The 20,933-nt window shown below is 72.9% G+C and carries 20 protein-coding genes and 1 riboswitch; of the genes, 9 read left to right on the top strand and 11 right to left on the bottom strand.

What is annotated here, in order from left to right; translation table 11 throughout:
• The first annotated feature begins 10 nt into the window (after positions 1-10).
• From ACPYN7_RS09305 to ACPYN7_RS09295, 3 genes are read left to right on the top strand one after another with little or no spacing between them, the layout of a single operon-like run.
• On the top strand, positions 11-904 hold the full coding sequence (locus tag ACPYN7_RS09305; protein ID WP_058873348.1) for an amidohydrolase family protein: 894 nt from the start codon (positions 11-13) through the stop codon (positions 902-904).
• Complete coding sequence (locus tag ACPYN7_RS09300; protein WP_058873347.1) at positions 901-2,097, top strand: acyl-CoA dehydrogenase family protein; 1,197 nt, start codon at positions 901-903, stop codon at positions 2,095-2,097. The genes ACPYN7_RS09305 and ACPYN7_RS09300 overlap by 4 nt, the downstream gene beginning before the upstream one ends.
• Positions 2,098-2,152: 55 nt before the next feature.
• Positions 2,153-2,629 carry a MaoC family dehydratase gene (locus tag ACPYN7_RS09295; protein WP_058873346.1) on the top strand — a complete coding sequence of 159 codons (477 nt, stop codon included), beginning with the start codon at positions 2,153-2,155 and terminating at the stop codon, positions 2,627-2,629.
• 158 nt (positions 2,630-2,787) lie between these two features.
• Here the strand turns inward: ACPYN7_RS09295 and ACPYN7_RS09290 are convergent, their stop codons facing one another.
• From ACPYN7_RS09290 to ACPYN7_RS09240, 11 genes are all read right to left on the bottom strand, one after another.
• A complete protein-coding gene (locus tag ACPYN7_RS09290; RefSeq protein WP_424347452.1) occupies positions 2,788-3,969 on the bottom strand; it encodes an NAD(P)-dependent malic enzyme in 1,182 nt (393 codons plus the stop codon).
• A gap of 212 nt (positions 3,970-4,181) precedes the next feature.
• Entirely contained in the window at positions 4,182-4,802 is a 621-nt protein-coding gene (locus tag ACPYN7_RS09285; RefSeq protein ID WP_058873344.1) for a superoxide dismutase, read from the bottom strand.
• A gap of 117 nt (positions 4,803-4,919) precedes the next feature.
• Positions 4,920-5,450: an SRPBCC family protein gene (locus ACPYN7_RS09280; protein WP_058873343.1), complete on the bottom strand. Its 531-nt coding sequence runs from the start codon at positions 5,448-5,450 to the stop codon at positions 4,920-4,922.
• Positions 5,451-5,873: 423 nt separating this feature from the next.
• Positions 5,874-7,172: an MFS transporter gene (locus ACPYN7_RS09275; protein WP_424347451.1), complete on the bottom strand. Its 1,299-nt coding sequence runs from the start codon at positions 7,170-7,172 to the stop codon at positions 5,874-5,876.
• On the bottom strand, positions 7,169-7,549 hold the full coding sequence (locus tag ACPYN7_RS09270) for a DMT family transporter (protein ID WP_424347450.1): 381 nt from the start codon (positions 7,547-7,549) through the stop codon (positions 7,169-7,171). The genes ACPYN7_RS09275 and ACPYN7_RS09270 overlap by 4 nt, the downstream gene beginning before the upstream one ends.
• The gene (locus ACPYN7_RS09265) at positions 7,539-7,856 is read right to left on the bottom strand and encodes a DMT family transporter (protein WP_058873341.1); all 318 of its coding nucleotides are present in this window, start codon (positions 7,854-7,856) and stop codon (positions 7,539-7,541) included. The genes ACPYN7_RS09270 and ACPYN7_RS09265 overlap by 11 nt, the downstream gene beginning before the upstream one ends.
• A gap of 4 nt (positions 7,857-7,860) precedes the next feature.
• Positions 7,861-9,816, bottom strand: a complete 1,956-nt coding sequence (locus tag ACPYN7_RS09260) for an amylosucrase (protein ID WP_424347449.1) — start codon at positions 9,814-9,816, stop codon at positions 7,861-7,863.
• Between the two features lie 447 nt (positions 9,817-10,263).
• Positions 10,264-11,202 carry an ABC transporter substrate-binding protein gene (locus tag ACPYN7_RS09255; RefSeq protein WP_424347448.1) on the bottom strand — a complete coding sequence of 313 codons (939 nt, stop codon included), beginning with the start codon at positions 11,200-11,202 and terminating at the stop codon, positions 10,264-10,266.
• 41 nt (positions 11,203-11,243) lie between these two features.
• Positions 11,244-11,915 (bottom strand): ABC transporter permease, encoded by a 672-nt coding sequence (locus ACPYN7_RS09250; protein ID WP_058873338.1) that lies wholly within the window; start codon positions 11,913-11,915, stop codon positions 11,244-11,246.
• Positions 11,912-12,586, bottom strand: a complete 675-nt coding sequence (locus tag ACPYN7_RS09245; protein WP_368824372.1) for an ABC transporter permease — start codon at positions 12,584-12,586, stop codon at positions 11,912-11,914. The genes ACPYN7_RS09250 and ACPYN7_RS09245 overlap by 4 nt, the downstream gene beginning before the upstream one ends.
• Positions 12,583-13,692 (bottom strand): ABC transporter ATP-binding protein, encoded by a 1,110-nt coding sequence (locus ACPYN7_RS09240; protein WP_424347447.1) that lies wholly within the window; start codon positions 13,690-13,692, stop codon positions 12,583-12,585. Before ACPYN7_RS09240 ends, ACPYN7_RS09245 begins: the two co-directional genes overlap by 4 nt.
• 118 nt (positions 13,693-13,810) lie before the next feature.
• Here ACPYN7_RS09240 and ACPYN7_RS09235 point away from each other — a divergent pair, with 118 nt between their 5' ends.
• From ACPYN7_RS09235 to glyA, 6 genes are all read left to right on the top strand, one after another.
• Positions 13,811-14,338 (top strand): 2'-5' RNA ligase family protein, encoded by a 528-nt coding sequence (locus ACPYN7_RS09235; RefSeq protein ID WP_058873335.1) that lies wholly within the window; start codon positions 13,811-13,813, stop codon positions 14,336-14,338.
• A gap of 47 nt (positions 14,339-14,385) precedes the next feature.
• Complete coding sequence (locus ACPYN7_RS09230) at positions 14,386-14,622, top strand: DUF6953 family protein (RefSeq protein WP_058873334.1); 237 nt, start codon at positions 14,386-14,388, stop codon at positions 14,620-14,622.
• Between the two features lie 68 nt (positions 14,623-14,690).
• A riboswitch (glycine riboswitch) is annotated at positions 14,691-14,793 on the top strand.
• A gap of 150 nt (positions 14,794-14,943) precedes the next feature.
• The gene (gene gcvP, locus ACPYN7_RS09225) at positions 14,944-17,814 is read left to right on the top strand and encodes an aminomethyl-transferring glycine dehydrogenase (protein WP_424347446.1); all 2,871 of its coding nucleotides are present in this window, start codon (positions 14,944-14,946) and stop codon (positions 17,812-17,814) included.
• A gap of 52 nt (positions 17,815-17,866) precedes the next feature.
• A complete protein-coding gene (gene gcvT, locus ACPYN7_RS09220) occupies positions 17,867-18,988 on the top strand; it encodes a glycine cleavage system aminomethyltransferase GcvT (RefSeq protein WP_424347445.1) in 1,122 nt (373 codons plus the stop codon).
• A 64-nt stretch (positions 18,989-19,052) separates the two neighbouring features.
• Positions 19,053-19,430: a glycine cleavage system protein GcvH gene (gene gcvH / locus ACPYN7_RS09215; RefSeq protein ID WP_058873331.1), complete on the top strand. Its 378-nt coding sequence runs from the start codon at positions 19,053-19,055 to the stop codon at positions 19,428-19,430.
• Positions 19,427-20,797: a serine hydroxymethyltransferase gene (gene glyA / locus ACPYN7_RS09210; RefSeq protein ID WP_424347444.1), complete on the top strand. Its 1,371-nt coding sequence runs from the start codon at positions 19,427-19,429 to the stop codon at positions 20,795-20,797. Before gcvH ends, glyA begins: the two co-directional genes overlap by 4 nt.
• Positions 20,798-20,933 lie beyond the last annotated feature (136 nt).

Below are 20,933 nucleotides of genomic sequence, written 5' to 3'. Positions count from 1 at the left end.
AGGCACCGGCATGCGCTACGAATACGGTCTCGACCTCGCGTCCCTGGACGCCATCGACATGCACGTGCACATCGAGTGCTCCGACCACGGGCACCCGTCCCTGCCCTCGGCCCTCACCGAGGCCTCGGCCAAGTACTTCAAGTCCGAGGACCGCTCCCCGTCCCTGGACACCATCGCCGAGCGCTACCGCGAGTGGAGGATGGCCGCCGTCGTCTTCACCGTGGACGCGACCACGGCCCTGGGCCACGAGCCGAACTCCATCGAGGAGATCGCCGAGGGCGCGGCCCGCAACAACGACGTGCTGATCCCCTTCGGCTCCGTGGACCCGCTCCAGGGGCGGACGTCGGTGGAGCGGGCGAAGAAGCTCGTCGAGGAGCACGGCGTCAAGGGCTTCAAGTTCCACCCGTCCCTCCAGGGCTTCGATCCCTCCGACGAGCGGTTCTACCCGCTCTACGAGGCGATCCAGGCCCTGGGCGTGCCGGCCCTGTTCCACACCGGGCAGAACGGCATGGGCGCTGGGCTGCCCGGCGGCGGCGGGATCAAGCTGGCCTACTCGAACCCGCTGCTGCTGGACGCGGTGGCCGCGGACTTCCCCGAGCTGCAGGTCATCATGGCCCACCCCTCGGTGCCGTGGCAGGAGGAGGCCAACTCCATCGCGACCCACAAGGCCAACGTGTGGATCGACCTCTCGGGCTGGTCCCCCAAGTACTTCCCCGAGTCGCTGGTGAAGGCCTCCAACCGGATGCTCCAGGACAAGGTGCTCTTCGGCACCGACTACCCGCTGATCACCCCGCAGAAGTGGCTCGGCGCGTTCGAGCAGCAGTCCTTCACCGACGAGGTCCGCCCCAAGATCCTCAAGGACAACGCGGTGCGCCTGCTGGGCCTGGACGGGGCGCGGGCATGAGCTCGCAGCCCGGGCCGACCCGCCTCTACGCCGACTGCGACCCCTACGGGATCGAGGAAAAGCTGACCGAGGTCGAGAAGGCGCCCCTGCGCCGGCTGCGCCGGGTGCTCGAGGACGAGGTGCGGCCGCTGCTGGCCGAGTACTGGGAGGCCGGGGAGTTCCCCTACCAGGTGGCCCCCTCCCTGCACGCCCTCGACCTCATGACCCCGCCCGAGCTCACGGCCGGCGGCGAGCAGCCCCGGTCCCTATACCACGGGTTCCGGATCTTCGAGCTGGCCCGCACCGACGCCTCGGTCGCGACGTTCTACACCGCCCAGGCCGGGCTGTTCCGCACGGCCTGCCGTGTGGGCGGCACGCCGGAGCAGTTCGCGCGGTGGGATCCGCTGATCACGTCCTTCGAGATGACCGGGGTGTTCTGCCTGACCGAGCCCGAGCACGGCTCCGACATCGCCGGCGGGCTGGCCACCACGGCCCGGCGCGAGGGCGACGAGTGGGTGCTGACCGGCGCCAAGCGCTGGATCGGCGGCGCCTTCACCGCCGACCACCTGGCCGTCTTCGCCCGCGACGAGGCCGACGGGCAGGTCAAGGGGTTCCTCGTGGACCGCGAGGCCCCCGGCGTGCGGCTGGAGAAGATCGCCGGCAAGACGTCCCTGCGGATGATGCAGAACGCCGACATCCACCTCGACGGCGCGCGGGTGCCCGAGTCCATGCGCCTCGGGAACGTGAACTCGTTCAAGGACGTCGCCGCGATGCTGCGCGTCATGCGCTCGGACGTCGCGTGGATCGCCACCGGCATCCAGGCCGGCGCCTACGAGGCCGCGCTGCGCTACGTGCGCGAGCGCGAGCAGTTCGGCCGCCCGATCGGCGGCTTCCAGCTCGTCCAGGAGAAGCTGGCGCGGATGCTCGGCAACGTCACCGCGTCCCTGACCATGGTCGCCGGGCTCGCCGAACGGCAGCAGGAGGGCGTCTACCGGGACGAGGACTCCGCCCTGGCGAAGATGTGGATCAGCCTGCACATGCGCGAGACCGTCGCCCTGGCCCGGGAGCTCGTCGGCGGCAACGGCATCACCCTGGCCCACGACGTCGCCCGCTTCCACGCCGACGCCGAGGCCGTCTACTCCTACGAGGGCACCCACGAGATCAACGCGCTCGTGGTCGGCCGCTCGATCACCGGGCGGAGCGCGTTCGTCTGAGCCGCCCCGCAGCACACACCACGGACACCACGGACACCACCACGGAGGACACACCATGACCGAAGCACGGACCCAGCCCCAGACCGTCGTCGCCTTCGACGAGGTCAAGAACCTCGTCGGCAAGAACCTCGGGCACTCCGCCTGGCGCGAGATCACCCAGGAACAGGTGAACACGTTCGCCGACGCCACCGATGACCACCAGTGGATCCACGTGGACCCCGAGCGCGCCAAGGACGGGCCGTTCGGCGCCCCGATCGCCCACGGCTTCCTGACCCTGTCCCTGCTCATCCCGATGTGGTCCGAGCTCTTCGACGTCACCGACGTGAAGACCAAGGTCAACTACGGGCTCGACAAGGTCCGCTTCACCTCCCCCGTCAAGGTCGGCTCGCGGATCCGGATGACCGTGACCATCACCGACGTGCAGGAGGTCAAGGGCAACGGCCTGCACCTCGTGGCCGACGGCACCATCGAGATCGAGGGCGAGGAGCGGCCCGCCGTGGTCGCCACCTTCCTCAACCGGTTCTACGCCTGAGCGCACCGGAGCCCTGACCCGTGCGGGCCCGGGCGACCACGTCCTTCCGTGGTCGCCCGGGCCCGCACGGGTGTCCTGTCCCGCGAGGCGCCACGGGCGTCCCGTCCCGCGGGTCCGCACGGAGGTCCCGCCCCACGGGGCCACCGGTGCGGAGCGGGTCAGACGGCCGTGGTCTCCTGCACGCACGCCGCCACGGCCTGTGCCACGGCCGGGGCCACCCGGGGGTCCAGGGCCGAGGGCACGATGTGCTCCGCGGTCAGGCCGTCCTCGGCGGCGATCGCCGCGATCGCCTGCGCGGCGGCCAGCTTCATGACCGGGGTGATCCGGGCCGCCCCGGCGTCCAGGGCGCCGCGGAAGATCCCGGGGAAGGCCAGCACGTTGTTGATCTGGTTCGGGAAGTCGGACCGCCCGGTGGCCACCACCGTGGCGTACTTCGCCGCCACCTCGGGCAGAACCTCCGGGTCCGGGTTGGCCAGGGCGAACACGATCGCCTCAGGCGCCAGCTCGGTGAGGTACTCCTCCGGGATCGTCCCGCCGGAGACCCCCACGAACACGTCGGCGCCCTCCAGGGCGTCCTTGGGCCCGCCGATCAGCCCGCGCGGGTTGGTGCGCGCCGCGTAGCCGGCCTTGATCGCGTTGAGGTCGTCGCGCTCCCGCGAGACGATGCCGCGGGAGTCCATCAGCACCACGTCGGCGATCCCCTGGGCGAGCAGGATCTCGGTGATCGCGATGCCGGCTGCCCCGGCGCCGGCGATCACGACCTTTAAGCCCTCCAGGTCCTTGCCCACCAGGGTCGCGGCGTTGAGCAGGGCGGCCAGGACGACCACGGCGGTGCCGTGCTGGTCGTCGTGCATCACCGGGATGTCGAGCTCCTCGATGAGACGCTGCTCGATCTCGAAGCAGCGCGGGGCCGAGATGTCCTCGAGGTTCACCGCCCCGAAGGACGGGCGCAGCAGCTTGACCGTGCGCACGATCTCCTCGACGTCCTGGGTGTCGAGCACGATCGGGATCGAGTCGAGATCGGCGAAGGTCTTGAACAGGGCGGCCTTGCCCTCCATCACCGGCAGGGACGCGGCCGGGCCGATGTCCCCGAGCCCGAGCACGGCCGAGCCGTCGGAGACCACGGCCACGAGCCGGCCGGCCCAGGTGTGGGTGTTTGCCATGGCCGGGTCGGCGGCCACCGCCCGGCTCACCTCCGCGACCCCGGGGGTGTAGGCGATCGACAGGTCCCGACGGGTGGCCAGCGGGGACTTCGAGACCACGGAGAGCTTCCCGCCCTCGTGCTTGGCGAAGATCTCCTCGGACGTGATCGGGCCGGGCTGCTGGTTCTCGTCGGTCATGCGCGTTCCTCGTGCTCTCGTCGTTGAGTGCGAACAGGGTCCCGGCCATTGTGCCCCACCGGGGGGACCCGGTTCCCGCTCGTGTGACGCCCCGCGCCCCCGCGGTGCCCGGACGGCGCAGAACCCCGGGACCGCACAGAGCCCCCGGACCGTGCGGTCCGGGGGCTCTGCTCGCGGGTCGGGCTCGCGGCGCCGACGGTGCGGGGTGGGGATCAGATGATGGACCGGCCCCCCGTGCGCGCCTTCTCGAAGCGCTCCTGGACGTCGGCCCAGTTCACGATGTTCCAGAACGCCTTGACGTAGTCCGCCTTGACGTTCTGGTAGTCGAGGTAGAACGCGTGCTCCCACATGTCCAGCTGCAGCAGCGGGATGGTGGCGACCGGCACGCCGTTCTGCTGGTCGTACATCTGCTCGATGACCAGGTTGCCGCCGACGGGCTCGTAGGCCAGGATCGCCCAGCCGGAGCCCTGGATCGTGGTGGCCGCGGAGGTGAAGTGGTCGCGGAAGGCGTCGAAGGAGCCGAAGTGGTCCTCGATCGCCGCGGCGAGCTCACCGGTCGGCTTGTCGCCGCCCTCCGGGGAGAGGTTCTGCCAGAACACCGAGTGGTTCACGTGACCGCCCAGGTTGAACTGCAGGTCCTTGGACAGCTTGGCCGCGGCGGCGCCGTCACCGTTCGCGCGGGCCTCCGCCATCTTCTCCAGGGCGGTGTTGGCCCCGGCCACGTAGGTGGCGTGGTGCTTGTCGTGGTGCAGCTCCATGATCTTCGCGGAGATGTGGGGCTCGAGCGCCGCGTAGTCGTAGGGGAGATCGGGAAGGGTGTACTTCTCGGCCATAGGAGAGTCCTTTCGATAGCTGTCGTGTGGTTCCACCCTCGTCCCGCGCGCGAGCGGGGGTCAAGGAGGTTCCGCCACCAGCGTACGGTGCGCTCCCGGGCGCACGGGGCCGGGGGCTCAGAAGAAGTCGGGCGGGCTCTCCAGCGGGCAGCGGGGCGGATGGGGGGTCAGCTGGGACGGGACCGTGAACTCGTAGTCGTCCGTCTCGATCATCCGGCGGAGCGTCTCCAGGGCGTTGCGGGCGCTCCGGCGGGCGGCCGGCTCGAGCAGGGGCCAGAGCCAGGCCTTCGACTCCGTGAACCGTCCGTCGACGACCTTCTCGATCCTGGTGCCTCCCTCCACCTGTTCCCAGGTGATGGTGACGAGCAGGTCCACCAGCCCCCTGGTGGTGCGCATCCCCAGGCGCCGGCCCGGGACGTGGTCGGAGACGATGTTGACGAAGCCGAAGCGGAGGGGACCGACGCGGACCGTGGACTCGATCGACGTGCCGAGCTGGAGCACGGCCGTGCTGACCTGGTAGTTCCGCTCCGGGATCGGGTTCCAGCGGCGCAGGCACCCGGGGTCGAGCAGGAAGCGCTCCACCAGCGGCGGATCCGCCGCGACCACCGCGGTGTCCACCAGCCGGAACGTCGTGGCGCCCGTCAGCACCGCGACCCCTGGTCCCCGGTCGGGTCCGCCCCCGGCTCGGACGGGCGTCGCGCACGGACGGATCGAATTCGCATGTGCACACAACTACCTCACCCGTGGTCCACCGCGCCACTCCCCCACCGCGTGCACAGGGGGTGGAGAACGTTGTCCACAGGTGTGGAGGACCGTGTGCAAAGATCGAACACGTGTACGCCCTGCTCGCCCGGAATCGCGCCGTCGCAGGTGAGGACGGGTTCCGCCGAGCGTTCCACGCCGTAATTCCACGAATGGAAGTTATCCACGCTGTGGACAACGCCTGTGGAGAAGCTGTTGAGAAGGCCGGTGCCGGACGTCACGGAGAGTCGCACTGGGCCTCCCGGCCCGCCGGAACGGGGACGTCACCGGGGCGCGGTCCGGCGGGCACACCCCCGGACGGGGGACGTCCTAGCGGCGTGCGCGCGAGCGCACGAGGACGGCGAGCCCCGCGCAGGCCAGGTAGCCGGCGAGCACCACGGCCCAGCCCACCGCGAAGGAGCCCGTGAGCTGGAGCAGACCGCCGAGGACGAGCGGGCCGGCGCAGAAGCCGCCGTACAGACCCATGGTCACCACGCCGGTGGAGGCCCCCACCCGCTCGGCGGGCACGGCGCGCATCGCCCCGGACATCACCACCACGCTCACCGCGAGCGCCGCGCCTCCGTGCAGGACGGCCGCCGGCCACACGGCCCACGCGAGTCCTGGGTGCAGGGGTGCCAGGATCAGGAGCACGGCGCTCGCCGCGGCCCCCAGGGCCATGCCGGCGAGCAGGACGAAGCCGTCCGCGCGCGGGCGGTCCATCACGCGGGCCCACAGCACGCGCGAGGCGATGCCCACGAGCGCGGAGACGGACACGGTGGCCCCGGCGGTGACGACGTCGAGGCCCAGCTCCCGGTGCGCGTACAGCGGCAGGTAGACGTTGGCGGCCTGGGCCCCCAGCCCCGTGAGGGCCGCGGCCGCCGCGTACGCGCGGACGACGCCGGGCATCGGGGGCCGGGACGGGGGCGCCGGCGCGCTCCGGGAGCGGCGGGCGGCCCGGGACCGGAGGGGCGCCCAGGAGGTGAGGGCCGCCCGGGTCCGGGACCGCGGTGCCGTCCCGGACCGGGACGCCGTCCGGGGCGGGCGCCCCGCCGGGGTGCCCGCGTGGTTGTCGGGGACCGTCCACCAGCCGTGCGCGAGCAGGAGCAGCACCACGCCCACCGCCACCAGGACGGCGGTGCGCCAGCCGAGCAGCAGGCCGAGCGCGGGGAAGGTCAGACCCGCCACGAGCTGTGAGGCCTGCACGCCGGCCTGCTTGATCCCGAGCCAGCTCGCACGCCGTGCGGCGGGCACGTGCAGGCGGATGAGCCGGTTGGTCGCGGGATTGGCCATGACCTGCCCGAGCCCCGACAGCACCATGGCCAGGAGCAGCACGGTGTAGCCCGGCGCGGCGGCGGTGAGCAGCATGGCCAGCGCGGCCCCGCCGAACATCACGACCAGCAGGGTGCGGGCGGTCAGCCGGTCCGCCCAGCGGCCCGTGCGCACCGCGGTGAGGGCGGCCACGAGGAAGGTCGTGGTGGCGAGCAGCCCGAACTGCGTCTCCGTGAGCTGCAGGTCCTGGATCACGAGGGGGCTCATCGCGGAGAGGCTGTGGGTCAGCAGCGGGCCCACAGCCATCGTGGCGGTGAGCACGAGCATGAGGTGTGCGCCCGCCCCGCGGTCCCGGCTCACCCGCGCTCCGCCCCGGTCGGCCGGTCGGCGGCGTGCAGGCCTACGACGCACGCGACGATCCCCGCCAGGAAGAGGGCCTTCGCCCAGGAGAGCTGCTCCTGCCCGGTGCCGGCCGCCCACGCGACCGTGAGCACGGCGCCGATGCCCGTCCACACGGCGTAGGCGGTGCCCATCGGCACCACCCGGGCGGCGCGCGCCAGGGTGAGCATGCTCAGCACGAGGGACACGGCGAACAGCAGGCTGGGGCCCGGCCGGGAGAAGCCCTCGGCCGTCCCCAGCGCGGTGGCCCAGACCGCCTCCAGGACCCCGCTGAGCACCAGCAGGGTCCAGGCGCGGGCGCGCCGGTCCCGCACGGCCGGCCCGGGCTCAGCCGACAACCTTGAGCCCGATCACGCAGCCGACGATGCCGAGCACCAGCAGGATCCTGAGGGGGGTCGCGGACTCACGGCCGGTCAGCATCGACCAGGCCACGGTCAGGGCCGCGCCGATGCCCACCCAGACGGCGTACGCCGTGCCCGTGGGCAGCTCGGCCATGGCGTGGGCCAGGCCGGCCAGGCTCACGGCGGACGTCACGACGAACACCGCGGCGGGCACGGGACGGCGCAGCCCGTCCGAGGCCGCGAGCGCGGAGGCCCACACCGCCTCGAGGACGCCCGAGAGCACCAGCACCAGCCACGCGCTCACGGGGTCAGTGCTTCGGGACCACGCGGATCCAGAGGAACCCGTGGGCGTCGAGCAGCAGTCCGTGCCGCAGGTCGAGCTCCGTGTTGCCGTGCAGCTCGACGGCCTGGGGCAGGAACCCGGAGAGGGTCTCGCCCGTGACGAACTGGGACCAGTCGGAGAAGTTGGCCAGGCACAGCACCACGGTGTTGCCGCCGGGGCGCTGGTAGCCCAGCACGTGGGGATTGCGCGAGTCGAACGGGACGAGCGTGTTGCCGTCGAACTCCGGGGAGTTCCGGCGCAGCTCGACCATCCGGCGGATGCCCCCGAAGATCCGGCCCTGCACGGAGAACAGCTCGTGGCGGCGCTCGTAGTCCTGGACGGGCCGCGGCGGGCGGTGCACCCACCGGGCGTCGCCGGCGTGGGCCGGGTCCTCGTTCCAGGCGGGGTCGTTGAGCTGGCCGACCTCGTCCCCCAGGTACAGGAGGGGGATGCCGCCGGTGCTCATCGCGACGGAGTGCGCGAGCAGGACGCGGTCCACCGCGGGCCCAGGGTCCTCGGCGAGGCCGAGCAGGGACGCCGTGGTCCCGCACACGCGGCAGTCCCCCGTGCGGGGGTTCTCCTGGAACGGGACGCCGTCCGCGAAGCTGCCGGGGTGGCGTCCGGTGTAGAAGGCGTTGAGGAAGCGGCGGTGGTCGTGGCCGTCCACGCCGAGCCGGGCGGCGTCCTCGTCCGAGAACGTCCAGCCGATGTCGTCGTGGCCGCGCACGTAGTCCACCCACGCCGTGCCGGGCGGGAGGGCGTGGCGCTCCTCGAGGGCCTGCGCCAGCAGCTTCGGCTCACGGGTGGCCATCGCCTCCCAGGTCAGGGCCATCTGGAGCGGGTTGTACGAGAGCTGGCACTGGCCGGGCTCGACGTACCGGGCGACCTCGTCCGGGTGGACGATGGCCTCGGACTTGAACAGCACGGCCGGCGCGGCGATCCGGCACAGCGCGTTGTAGGCGCGCAGCAGCACGTGGGCCTGGGGCAGGGACTCGCACGTGGTGCCCAGCTGCTTCCAGATGAACGCGACGGCGTCCATGCGCAGCACCTCGACGCCCTGGGCGGCGAGGAAGAGCAGCTCGGCGGCCATCGCCCGGAAGACGGCGGGATTGGTGTAGTTGAGGTCCCACTGGAAGGAGTAGAAGGTGCTCCACACCCACCGGGGGTCCTCCTCGGTGGCGCGGATCCGGGTGAAGGAGCCGGGGTGGTCGTCCGGGAAGATCTCCCGGGTGGTGCGCTCGAACTGCTCCGGGACGGTGCGGTCCGGGAAGATCCAGTAGTAGTCCTCGTACTCCCGCTCCCCCGCGGCGGCCCGGCGCGCCCACTCGTGCTCGTCGGACGTGTGGTTGAAGACGAAGTCGAGGACCAGGCTGATCCCGTTCCGGCGCAGCTCGCGGCTCAGCTCGGCGAGCTCCTCCATGGTCCCGAGCGCCGGATCCACGCGGCGGTAGGACGACACCGCGTAGCCGCCGTCCGAGTTGCCCTCCGGCGCCTCGAACAGGGGCATGAGGTGGAGGTAGGTGAGGCCCAGCTCCCGGAAGTAGGGGATCTGCTCCCGGATCCCCTGCAGGTTCCCCGCGTACCGGTCCACGTAGCAGACCCCGCCGAGCATCTGCCGGGCGCCGAACCACGCGGGGTCCTGCTCGCGCCGCGCGTCCAGGGCCTTGAGGTCGTCGGGGCGCTCGGCCCACGAGCGGGCCAGCTGCAGCCCGAGCCCGGTCAGCTGTTCGAGGAAGTCCTCGCGGTGGCCGTAGACCTCGGCGAAGAGCAGCGTCAGCCGGGGGAAGTGCTCGTCGAACCGGCGGTCGAAGTCCGCCCACCCCGTGCCCGGCAGGTCCGCCGGCCGGCCCTCCTGCACCTTCTGGCGTACGCACGCGGTGATCACGCGTGCCTGGTTCTCCGGCGACAGGCCCGGGATTCCGGGCGTACTGGTGTTCGGCACACTGCTCCTTCGGTCGTCCACCCCTGGGGTGAGGCGGTCTCCGAACTCGAGATCCTCCTTGACGACGAGCCCTCGGATGGTCTGGATCCTGTCCCCCGCCGGCGGGCGGGAGCGGTCCGCCCCTCAGCATACTGATGCGCCCCCGGCTTTTCACCGGATGACCGGGCGTGCCTCCACATCCCTGTGCACAGAGTTGTCCACAGGTGTGGACGAGTCCTGGGGACACTGTGGAGCGGGCCCGGCGGCGCCGCGCCGTCGCGGGCCGGCCGGCCGCCCGGGCCTCCGGGACGGGCCGCTGTGCGTGTGGAGAACCCTGTGCAGCGCGGCCGCCACGGCACCGTCGTCGCCGGCCGCGCCGGCATCCCCCGCACACGCCGACGGGAGCGCCCGGCCTCCGTGCCCCGGTGGCGCGGCGGCCGGGGCACGGGGCGGGCCCGGCGGCCGGGCTCAGTAGCCGTTGGCGGAGAGCCACTCCTCGGCGGCCGCGGCCGGGCTGACCGGCTGGTCGCCGCTGACCTTGCGGTTCAGGTCGATGAGGTCCTCGGTGCTGAGCTTGCCGGACAGCTCGTTGAGGGCGTCCACCGCCTCCTGGGGCAGCCGGTCCGCCGCGGCCAGCGGCAGGACCTGCTGGGCGATGAAGTTGTTCTCCGGGTCCTCCAGCACCACGAGGTCGTTGTCGGCGATCGCCGGGGTGGTGGTGAAGATGTCGGCGACGTCCACGTCGCCGTTGAGCAGAGCCTCGACGGTCAGGGGCCCGCCGCCGTCGTTGATCGGCTCGAAGGACTTCGGCACGCACCCGTAGTTCTGCTCGAGGCCGTCGAGGCCGTAGGCCCGCTCCGCGAACTCGGGCGGGCCGGCGATCACGAGCTGGTCGCAGACCTCCGCCAGGTCGGCGATGCTCGTCAGCCCGTACTGCTCGGCGGTCTCCGGGGTGACCACCATCGCGTCCTTGTTCTGCGCCTCGGCCGGCTCCAGCACGGTGAGCCCCTCCGGGAGGGCATCGGGCAGGGCGTCCATGATCTCCTCGGCGGAGCTCGCGGTGGCCTCCGGGTCCGCGAAGAGCAGCAGGTTGCCGGAGTAGTCCGGGACCACGTCCACGGACCCGTCCTGCACCGCCCCCACGTAGGCCTCGCGGGCCCCGATGCCCAGGGACGTCTCCGTCCCGATCCCGGCGGACTCCAGCGCCCCGGCGTAGAGCTCCGCCACGATCTGGCTCTCCGGGAAGTCCGCCGAGCCCACGGTCACGGTCTCGGTGCTGCCCTCCCCGGAGCCCCCGCCCCCGGCGAGGGGGTCGCCGCCGCCCCCGCAGGCGGTGAGGCCCAGGAGGAGGGCGGCGCCCGCGGCGGGGGCGGCGGCGCGGCGGCGGAGCGCGGGAGCGGTGGTCATGGTGGTTCTCCTGTCGGTCGGTGGCACGGGAGGTCGGGCGGTCAGGGGGCGGCCAGGCGCAGCCCCGGTGAGGTGGACAGCCGCTGCGCCAGCGCCAGGACGGCGTCCACGGCGAGCGCGAGGACCGCCACGAGCACCACGGAGCCGAGCATGCGGTCGTAGTCGCGCACCGCGAGGCCGTCGATGAGGTAGCGGCCGAGGCCGCCGAGGTTGATGTAGGCGACCACGGTCACGGTCGCCACTACCTGCAGGGCGGCATTGCGGATCCCGCCCAGGATCACGGGCAGCGCGTTGGGCACCTCCACGCGGGTCAGCACCTGGCTCCCGGTCATCCCCATCGCCGCCCCGGCGTCCTTGAGGGCCGGGGACACGTTCGCGATCCCGGCGTAGGTGCCCGAGAGGATCGGCGGGACGGCCAGCAGGACGAGCGCGATGATCGGCGGCACCAGCCCGAGCCCCAGCAGCAGGGTGAAGAGGGTGAGCAGGCCCAGCGTGGGCAGGGCGCGCAGCGCGCCCGCGAGGCCGACGACGACGCCGGACCCGCGCCCCGTGTGCCCCACCCACAGGCCCAGCGGGACCGCCACGGCCAGGGCGACGGCCAGGGTCATGCCGCTGTACGTCAGGTGCTCGAGGAGCCGGGCGGGGATGCCGCCGGCCCCGGACCAGTTCTCGGGATCGGTCAGCCACGCCAGGGCGGTGCCGAAGAGGCTCATGCGACCGCCCCCCGGCGCACGCGCGGGACCGGGGCCGCGCCCGCCCGCTGCCAGCGGGTCAGCGCGTGGCCGGCCCCCCGCAGCACGAGGTCGATGAGCACGGCCAGGACCACGGTCAGCACGATGCCGACCGCGATCTCCTCGAGGATGGACCGGCGCAGCCCGTCGGTGAACAGGGTGCCGAGGGACTGCACCCCGATGACGGCGCCCACGCTGACCATGGAGATGTTGCTGACGGAGGCCACCCGCAGCCCGGCGACCAGGACCGGCACGGCGAGCGGCAGCTCGACCGCGAAGAAGCGCCGCAGCGGGCGGTAGCCCATCGCGGTGGAGGCCTGCAGCACGTCCCGGTCCACGGACTCGAAGGCGTCCACGGAGGAGCGCACCAGGATGGCCACCACGTAGATGGTCAGCGCCACGACCACGTTCACCACCGAGGTGATCTGCGTGCCGAGGACCAGGGGCAGCACCACGAACAGGGTGAGCGACGGGATCGTGTAGAGCAGCGAGGAGCCCGTGACGAACACCGGGCGCAGCGTGCGGTTGCGGGCCGCGAGCCGGGCCACCGGGACCGCGATCAGCGCGCCGAGCAGGAGCGGCAGCACCGACTGGACGAGGTGCGTGCCCGTGAGCTCCAGGACGTAGGGCCAGTTCCGGCTCGTCCAGTTCATCGGCGCGTCCGTCCGCCGAGCCGCGCGTCCTCGATGGCCGCGATGATCTCGCCCGGCTGCATGATCCCGACCGCCCGGCCGGCCTCGTCGACGACCACGGCCAGGCCGGACGGCGAGGACAGGGCCGCGTCCAGGGCGCTGCGCAGGGAGCTGCCGGGCCGGTGCAGGGTGCCGCCGACCACGGGATCGTCCTCCGCGCCGGGCCGCACCCAGCCGCGCGGGGCGCCGTCGTCGTCGACCCGCAGCGTCCACCCGTCGGGGACGGGACCGTCCCCGACCCCGGCCACGCCCGGCGCGCCGTCCGGGCGCACGGTGGCCACGGGGTGCACGGGGATGTCGTGGGCCGAGTCGAAGGTCAGGGAGCGGAAGCCGCGGTCCCGGCCCACGAAGTCCGCCACGAAGTCGTCGGCGGGCGCGCGCAGCAGCTCCTCCGGAGCGGCGTACTGCGCCAGCCGGCCGCCCGTCGCGAAGACGGCCACCCGGTTGCCGAGCAGGATCGCCTCGTCGATGTCGTGGGTGACGAACACGATGGTGCGGTGCAGGCGGTGCTGCAGGTCCAGGAGCTCCCGCTGCAGGTCCTGGCGCACCACGGGGTCGACGGCGGAGAACGGCTCGTCCATCAGCAGCACCGGCGGGTCCGCGGCGAGCGCCCGGGCCACCCCCACGCGCTGCTGCTGCCCGCCCGAGAGCTGGGAGGGGTAGCGGGTCCCCAGGGCCTCGTCGAGCCCCACGGTGGCGAGCAGCTCACGGGCCCGCTCCCGCGCCTGCTTCTTCGGCACGCCGTTGAGCCGCGGGACGGTGGCGATGTTGTCCACCACGGTCCGGTGCGGCAGGAGCCCCGACTGCTGCATGACGTAGCCCATGGAACGGCGCAGCTCGTGGGCGGGCACGGACGTCACGTCCCGGCCCTCCACCGTGACGGTGCCGGAGGTGGGCTCCACCATGCGGTTGATCATCCGCAGGGACGTGGTCTTCCCGCAGCCCGAGGGCCCCACGAACACGGTGAGCGAGCCCCGCGGGATCTCGAGATCGAGGGCCTCGACGGCCGTGGTCCCGTCCGGGTACGTCTTGCCGGCGCCCGCGAAGCGGATCGCGATGTCGGTCATGGAGGTCCTCCCGTTGCCGTCCGGCCAGTATAGGCAAGCGCTTCGGACGCCCCGCTAGACTCGCGTCCACCGGAGCGGCACCCGCGGGGCCTCCGGCCGACGCGCGAGGAGGTGGACGATGCACAGCCTGGAGCTGCTGCTCGGCGAGGACGCCGAGGCGGCCGTGCGCGCCGACTGGGACCGGCTCACCGCGGCGGGGCTGCCCAGCTCCGGCCGGCACCGCTCCGAGTCCAACCGGCCCCACATCACCCTGGTGGCCGCACCGTCCCTGGCCCCGGAGACCGTGCCGGGGATCGACGAGCGGGTCGCCGCGGCCGCCGGGTTCGTGGACCTGCCGCTGGCCAGCGCGGGCGTGCTGCTGTTCGGCCCGGGCCGGGGCGGCTACGTGGTGGTCCGGCAGGTCGTGACCACCCCCGAGCTGCTCGAGCTGCACCGGCGGGTCTGCGACGCCGTGGGCGCGGTCCCCGGGCAGGCGCGCACCTCGCAGCCCGGTGCCTGGACGCCGCACGTCACCCTGGCGCGCCGGATGCGCCCGGAGCAGGTGGCGGCCGCCCTGGACGTCCTGGCCCCGCACCCCGAGCCGCTGCGCGCGGTGGCCCTGCGCCGCTGGGACGCGGACGCCCGCACCGTGGTGCAGCTGGCCTGAGCGCCGGACCGGGAGCCCGGCGGCGCGGACCCGCGTAGGCTCGGGGCATGACGAGCGCACAGGACATCGCCGACTGGATGATCGACCGCATCCGGACGGAGGGACGGCTGTCCCAGGACCAGGCTGTCCAGGACATCCCCGAGACCTTCGGGCCCGAGTGGGTCCGGACCCTGGAGAACGGACACACCGGGATCAGCAAGGAGGTCCTCGCGGCGTTCCGCAAGACCCACGGCGGCACGGTGCAGTGGGACCGCGACCGCCGCTTCTGGTCCGTCCGGGGCTGAGCCGCCGGGCGCGTGATGGTGGACACCCCCTTCCGGATCCGGCTATCCTGAGGTACAGAAGACGCCCATGAACTGTGGTGGGAGAGTCCTGCCGGTGCACCACGACCGGCGGGCGCCGTAGGAGCAATTCCTCCCCAGGAAACTCTCAGGCCCCTGTACCACCACGGTTCGGCAACTCTGGAAAGCAGCCCGGCGCGCGTCGCCGGTCTCACCGACGGTGCAAGCGGCCCCCGGCCGCGGAATCTCTCAGGTCCCAGACAGAGCGGGGAGGAACTCGAACCGATCCACGCCGACCTGGCGTGCAGCACCCGGGAGTTCCTCATGACGATCCAGCTCGACACCACGTCCTCCACCACGGTCTTCGCCGACCGGCACATCGGTGCCGGCTCCGACGCCGTCCGCACCATGCTCGGCCGGGTGGGCCGCGCCGACCTCGACGACCTGTCCGACGCCGCCGTGCCCGCCGACATCCGGCAGAGCGCCCCGCTGGACCTGCCGGAGGCGCTCAGCGAGCAGGAGGTGCTCGAGCAGCTGCGCGCCTTCGCGGACCGCAACACCACCGCCGTGCAGATGATCGGGCAGGGCTACTACGACACCCACACGCCCCCGGTGATCCTGCGCAACGTGCTGGAGTCCCCGGGCTGGTACACCGCCTACACCCCCTACCAGCCCGAGATCTCGCAGGGGCGCCTGGAGGCGCTGCTGAACTTCCAGACCATGGTCGCCGACCTCACGGGGCTGCCGGTGGCCAACGCCTCGCTGCTGGACGAGGCCACGGCGGTGGTCGAGGCGGTGCTGCTGATGCGCCGGGCCAACAAGGCCCGCGGCAACGGCGCGATCGTGGTCGACGCCGACACGCTGCCGCAGACCCTGGCCGTGGTGCAGGCCCGCGCCGAGGCGCTGGACTTCGCCGTGCAGGTCGTGGACCTGCGCGAGGGGCTGCCCGAGGGCGAGATCACCGGCGTGGTCCTGCAGCAGCCCGGGGTCTCCGGGCGGGTCGTCGACCACGCCGCGGTGATCGCCGAGGCCAAGGAGCGCGGGGCGATGGTCACGGTCGCCGCCGACCTGCTGGCCCTGACCCTCATCACCCCGCCCGGCGAGCAGGGCGCGGACATCGCGGTGGGCTCCTCCCAGCGCTTCGGCGTCCCCCTGTTCTTCGGCGGCCCGCACGCCGCCTACATGGCGGTGCGCACCGGCCTGGAGCGGAACCTCCCCGGCCGCCTGGTGGGCGTCTCCAAGGACGCCACGGGCCGGGCGGCCTACCGCCTGGCGCTGCAGACCCGCGAGCAGCACATCCGCCGGGAGAAGGCCACCTCCAACATCTGCACCGCCCAGGCGCTGCTGGCCGTCGTGGCCGGCATGTACGCGGTGTACCACGGCCCCGACGGGCTGAAGGCCATCGCCCTGCGCGTGCACGAGCGCGCCCGGACCCTGGCCACCGTGCTGCAGGGGGCCGGTCACGAGCTCGTCGCGGAGCAGTTCTTCGACACCCTCACCGTGCGGGTCCCCGGCCGGGCCGACCAGGTGGTCCGCGCGGCGGAGGCCCGCGGCGTGAACCTGCGCCACGTCGACGCCGACCACGTCGGGATCTCCTGCGACGAGGCGACCACGGAGCAGCACCTCGTGCTCGTCGCCGAGGCCTTCGGCGTGGCGGACGCGGCCGCGGCCGTCGCCGCCGGTCCGCGCGGGCTCGAGCTGGACGCGGGGCTGCGGCGCACCACGGACTTCCTCACCCACCCGGTGTTCTCCACCCACCGCTCCGAGACGCAGATGCTGCGCTACCTGACGCGCCTGGAGAACCGGGACCTGGCCCTCGACCGGACGATGATCCCGCTGGGCTCCTGCACCATGAAGCTCAACGCGACCGCCGAGATGGCCGCCATGAGCTGGCCCGAGTTCGCCTCGATCCACCCGCTGGCCCCGGCCCACCAGACCACCGGCTGGCGCGAGCTGATCGCCGACCTCGAGGCCCGCCTGGAGGAGATCACCGGCTACGCGGCCGTGTCCCTCCAGCCCAACGCCGGCTCCCAGGGCGAGCTCGCGGGCCTGCTGGCCATCCGCGGCTACCACCGGTCCCGCGGCGAGGAGCAGCGCACCGTCTGCCTCATCCCGGCCTCGGCCCACGGCACCAACGCCGCCTCCGCGGTCCTGGCCGGCATGAAGGTCGTCGTGGTGAAGACGGCCGGCGACGGCACGATCGACCACGCCGACCTCGCCGCCAAGATCGAGGCCCACCGCGAGCAGCTGGCCGCCATCATGATCACCTACCCCTCCACCCACGGGGTCTACGACGCCGACGTGCGCCAGGTCTGCGACGCCGTTCACGAGGCCGGCGGCCAGGTGTACCTCGACGGGGCCAACCTCAACGCCCTGGTCGGCCTGGCCCAGCCGGGGAAGTTCGGCGGGGACGTGTCCCACCTGAACCTGCACAAGACCTTCTGCATCCCGCACGGCGGCGGCGGACCCGGCGTCGGGCCCGTGGCCGTGGCCGCCCACCTGGCCCCCTTCCTGCCCGGCGACGCCACGGGCACCGGGACCGCCGGTGCGGCCGGCGCCCCGATCTCGGCCACGATGTTCGGCTCGGCCGGCGTGCTGCCGATCTCCTGGGCCTACATCGCGATGATGGGCGGCGACGGGCTCACCCGGGCCACGCAGACGGCGCTGCTGACGGCGAACTACGTCGCCTCCGCGCTGAACGAGCACTTCCCGGTGCTCTACACCGGCAACAACGGGCTGGTCGCCCACGAGTGCATCCTGGACCTGCGGGCGCTCACGGCCCGCACCAAGGTGACCGCCGAGGACGTGGCCAAGCGGCTGATCGACTTCGGCTTCCACGCCCCGACCCTGTCCTTCCCGGTGGCCGGGACCCTGATGGTGGAGCCGACCGAGTCCGAGGACCTGGCCGAGATCGACCGGTTCATCACCGCGATGACCACCATCCGCGAGGAGATCGAGCAGGTCGCCCGCGGCGAGCTCACCGCCGAGGAGAGCCCGCTGCGCCACGCCCCGCACACCGCCGAGGTCGTGGCCGCGAGCGACTGGGACCGCCGCTACTCCCGCGAGCAGGGCGCGTTCCCCGTCCCGGAGCTGCGCCAGGACAAGTACTTCCCGCCGGTCGGCCGCATCGACGGCGCCGCCGGGGACCGCAACCTGGTCTGCTCCTGCCCGGCCCCCGAGGCCTTCGAGAACTGATCCGGCGCCGCACCGCCACGGACCGCACCGCACTTTCATGAGAGGCACCGACATGAGCGACAGCACCACCTCGAGACACACCGCCCTGCACGACGAGCACGCCGCGCTGGGGGCGTCCTTCACGGACTTCGGCGGCTGGGACATGCCCCTGAAGTACGGCTCCGAGCTGGCCGAGCACCGCGCCGTGCGCGGCGCCGCCGGCCTGTTCGACCTCTCCCACATGGGCGAGATCCGGGTGACCGGCCCGGACGCGGCGACCTTCCTGAACACGGCCCTGGTGGGCAACCTCGCCGCCATCGCCGTGGGCCGGGCCAAGTACTCGCTGATCTGCACCCCCGAGGGCGGGATCATCGACGACCTGATCAGCTACCGGCTGGCCGAGCACGAGTACCTGGTGGTGCCCAACGCCGGCAACGCCCCGACCGTGCTCGCCGCCCTCCAGGAGCGGGCCGCCGGCTTCGACGTCACCGTGGCCGACGAGTCCGCCGGGACCGCGCTGGTCGCCGTGCAGGGGCCGTCCGCGCAGGCGGTCCTGCAGGAGCTGGTCCCCGCCGAGCAGCAGCAGCTGGTCGCCGAGCTGAAGTACTACTCCGCCGCACCGGCCACCGTCGCCGGCATCGACGTGCTGCTCGCCCGCACCGGCTACACCGGCGAGGACGGCTTCGAGCTCTACGTGCCCGAGGACCGGGCCGTGGCGCTGTGGCGGGCGCTCCTGGAGAGCGGACAGGGTCACGGACTGATCCCCTGCGGGCTCGCCTGCCGCGACTCCCTGCGCCTGGAGGCCGGAATGCCGCTCTACGGCCAGGAGCTCACCCGGGAGCTCACCCCCTACGAGGCCGGGCTCGGCCCGATCGTCTCCTTCAAGAAGGAGGAGGACTTCGTGGGCCGCACGGCGCTGGAGGCCCGCAAGGCCGCCGGGGCGGAGCGCAAGCTGGTCGGCCTGCGCGGCGCGGGCCGGCGCGCGGCCCGCGGCCACTACCCGATCAGCGTGGACGGCGAGGTCGTCGGCGAGGTCACCTCGGGGGCGCTGAGCCCGACCCTGGGCTACCCCATCGCCATGGGCTACGTCGACAACGCTCACGCCGAGCCGGGCACGGAGGTGCAGGTCGACCTGCGCGGCAAGCCGGCGCCGTTCGAGGTCGTGTCCCTGCCCTTCTACCAGCGCGGGCAGTGACCCGGCCGGCTTCGGCACCCCGTTCCACCACCCGTCGTCCCCTCCTGCTGAAAGGCTCCCGATCATGAGCACCATCCCCTCCCACCTGCGCTACTCCGCCGAGCACGAATGGGTGGACGAGTCCTCCCCCGTGAAGGTCGGCCTGTCCGCCGTCGCCGTCGACGCCCTCGGCGACGTCGTCTACCTCGACCTGCCCGAGGCCGGCGCCACCGTCACCGCGGGCGAGGTCTGCGGCGAGGTGGAGTCCACCAAGTCCGTCTCGGAGCTCTTCGCCCCGGTCTCCGGCACCGTGGCCGAGGTCAACGCGGCCGTCGTCGACGAGCCCGGTCTCGTGAACTCGGACCCGTACGGCGAGGGCTGGCTGTTCACCGTCGAGGTCACCGAGGAGGGCGAGCTGCTCACCGCCGAGCAGTACGCGCAGGCCCAGGAGGAACAGGCATGAGCACGCACCCGGGAACGCAGCAGGATCTCGGGACCCTGGACGCGGACCTCGCCGAGCTCGACCCCGAGATCGCCGCGCAGATCGACCAGGAGCTCGGCCGGCAGCGCGAGGGCCTGGAGATGATCGCCTCGGAGAACCACACCGCCGTGGCCGTGATGCAGGCCCAGGGCTCCGTGCTGACCAACAAGTACGCCGAGGGCTACCCGGGGCGCCGCTACTACGGCGGCTGCGAGCACGTGGACGTGATCGAGCAGCTGGCCATCGACCGCCTCAAGGACCTGTTCGGCGCCGGCTTCGCGAACGTCCAGCCGCACTCCGGGGCGCAGGCCAACGCCGCGGTCATGCACGCGCTGATCAAGCCCGGGGACACCATCCTGGGCCTGAACCTCGCCCACGGCGGGCACCTCACCCACGGCATGAAGCTCAACTTCTCCGGCAAGCTCTACCAGGTCGTGCCCTACGGCGTGGAGGAGAGCAGCTGCACGGTGGACATGGACGAGGTCGCCCGGCTCGCCCGGGAGCACCGCCCGCAGCTGATCATCGCCGGCTGGTCCGCCTACACGAGGCAGCTGGACTTCGCCGCCTTCCGTGCCATCGCCGACGAGGTCGGGGCCTACTTCATGGTCGACATGGCCCACTTCGCCGGCCTCGTGGCCGCCGGGCTGCACCCCAGCCCGGTGCCGCACGCCCACGTGGTCACCTCCACCACCCACAAGACCCTCGGCGGGCCCCGCGGCGGCCTGATCCTGTCCAACGAGGCCGAGATCGCCAAAAAGCTCAACTCGGCGGTGTTCCCGGGCCAGCAGGGCGGGCCCCTGGAGCACGTGATCGCCGGCAAGGCCGTGGCGTTCAAGATCGCCGCGACCGAGGAGTTCCGCGCCCGGCAGGAGCGCACCCTCGAGGGCGCCCGGATCCTCGCCGAACGCCTCCTGTCCCCGGACGTGGCGGCCGCCGGGATCAGCGTGGTCAGCGGCGGCACCGACGTGCACCTGGTCCTCGTGGACCTGCGGGGCTCGGCGCTGGACGGCCGGCAGGGCGAGGACCTGCTCGCCCAGGTCGAGATCACCGTCAACCGCAACGCCGTGCCCTTCGACCCGCGCCCGCCGATGGTCACCTCGGGACTGCGCATCGGCACCCCCGCGCTGGCCACCCGCGGCTTCGACGCGGAGGCCTTCGCCGAGGTCGCCGACATCATCGCCGAGACCCTCATCGCCGGGGCGGACGCCGCCGCCGAGGGTTCCGGAGCCGAGGGCACCGGGACGGCGAGCGCCGACCCGGCCGTGCTGACCGGCCTCAGGGCACGCGTCCGGAAGCTGGCCGCGGACCACCCGCTGTACCCGGGGCTGGCCCCGCTGAGCGAGGGCTGAGCAGGAGCCGCACCCGGGCACCACCGAGGACCGTGGTGCGGGCCGGGCCCCGGCCCGCACCACGACCGTTCCACCCACCCCGCCCCGCACCGGGGCACCACCCTCCTTTGGAGCATCACCGTCATGGCCATCAGCG

The organism is Kocuria sp. CH-021 (assembly GCF_049716185.1).
GTDB classification, from domain to species: Bacteria; Actinomycetota; Actinomycetes; order Actinomycetales; family Micrococcaceae; genus Kocuria; species Kocuria cellulosilytica.
The sequence above is the reverse complement of the archived record's forward strand: the minus strand, read 5'-3'. Positions and strand labels throughout refer to the sequence as shown.

Bases quoted from the DNA above. Each gene is read 5' to 3' on its own strand.
- ACPYN7_RS09305 (WP_058873348.1), top strand. From the start codon at position 11: ATGCGCTACGAATACGGTCTCGACCTCGCGTCCCTGGACGCCATCGAC.
- ACPYN7_RS09300 (WP_058873347.1), top strand. From the start codon at position 901: ATGAGCTCGCAGCCCGGGCCGACCCGCCTCTACGCCGACTGCGACCCC.
- ACPYN7_RS09295 (WP_058873346.1), top strand. From the start codon at position 2,153: ATGACCGAAGCACGGACCCAGCCCCAGACCGTCGTCGCCTTCGACGAG.
- ACPYN7_RS09290 (WP_424347452.1), bottom strand. From the start codon at position 3,969: ATGACCGACGAGAACCAGCAGCCCGGCCCGATCACGTCCGAGGAGATC.
- ACPYN7_RS09285 (WP_058873344.1), bottom strand. From the start codon at position 4,802: ATGGCCGAGAAGTACACCCTTCCCGATCTCCCCTACGACTACGCGGCG.
- ACPYN7_RS09255 (WP_424347448.1), bottom strand. From the start codon at position 11,202: ATGACCACCGCTCCCGCGCTCCGCCGCCGCGCCGCCGCCCCCGCCGCG.
- ACPYN7_RS09250 (WP_058873338.1), bottom strand. From the start codon at position 11,915: ATGAGCCTCTTCGGCACCGCCCTGGCGTGGCTGACCGATCCCGAGAAC.
- ACPYN7_RS09245 (WP_368824372.1), bottom strand. From the start codon at position 12,586: ATGAACTGGACGAGCCGGAACTGGCCCTACGTCCTGGAGCTCACGGGC.
- ACPYN7_RS09240 (WP_424347447.1), bottom strand. From the start codon at position 13,692: ATGACCGACATCGCGATCCGCTTCGCGGGCGCCGGCAAGACGTACCCG.
- ACPYN7_RS09235 (WP_058873335.1), top strand. From the start codon at position 13,811: ATGCACAGCCTGGAGCTGCTGCTCGGCGAGGACGCCGAGGCGGCCGTG.
- ACPYN7_RS09230 (WP_058873334.1), top strand. From the start codon at position 14,386: ATGACGAGCGCACAGGACATCGCCGACTGGATGATCGACCGCATCCGG.
- gcvP (WP_424347446.1), top strand. From the start codon at position 14,944: ATGACGATCCAGCTCGACACCACGTCCTCCACCACGGTCTTCGCCGAC.
- gcvT (WP_424347445.1), top strand. From the start codon at position 17,867: ATGAGCGACAGCACCACCTCGAGACACACCGCCCTGCACGACGAGCAC.
- gcvH (WP_058873331.1), top strand. From the start codon at position 19,053: ATGAGCACCATCCCCTCCCACCTGCGCTACTCCGCCGAGCACGAATGG.
- glyA (WP_424347444.1), top strand. From the start codon at position 19,427: ATGAGCACGCACCCGGGAACGCAGCAGGATCTCGGGACCCTGGACGCG.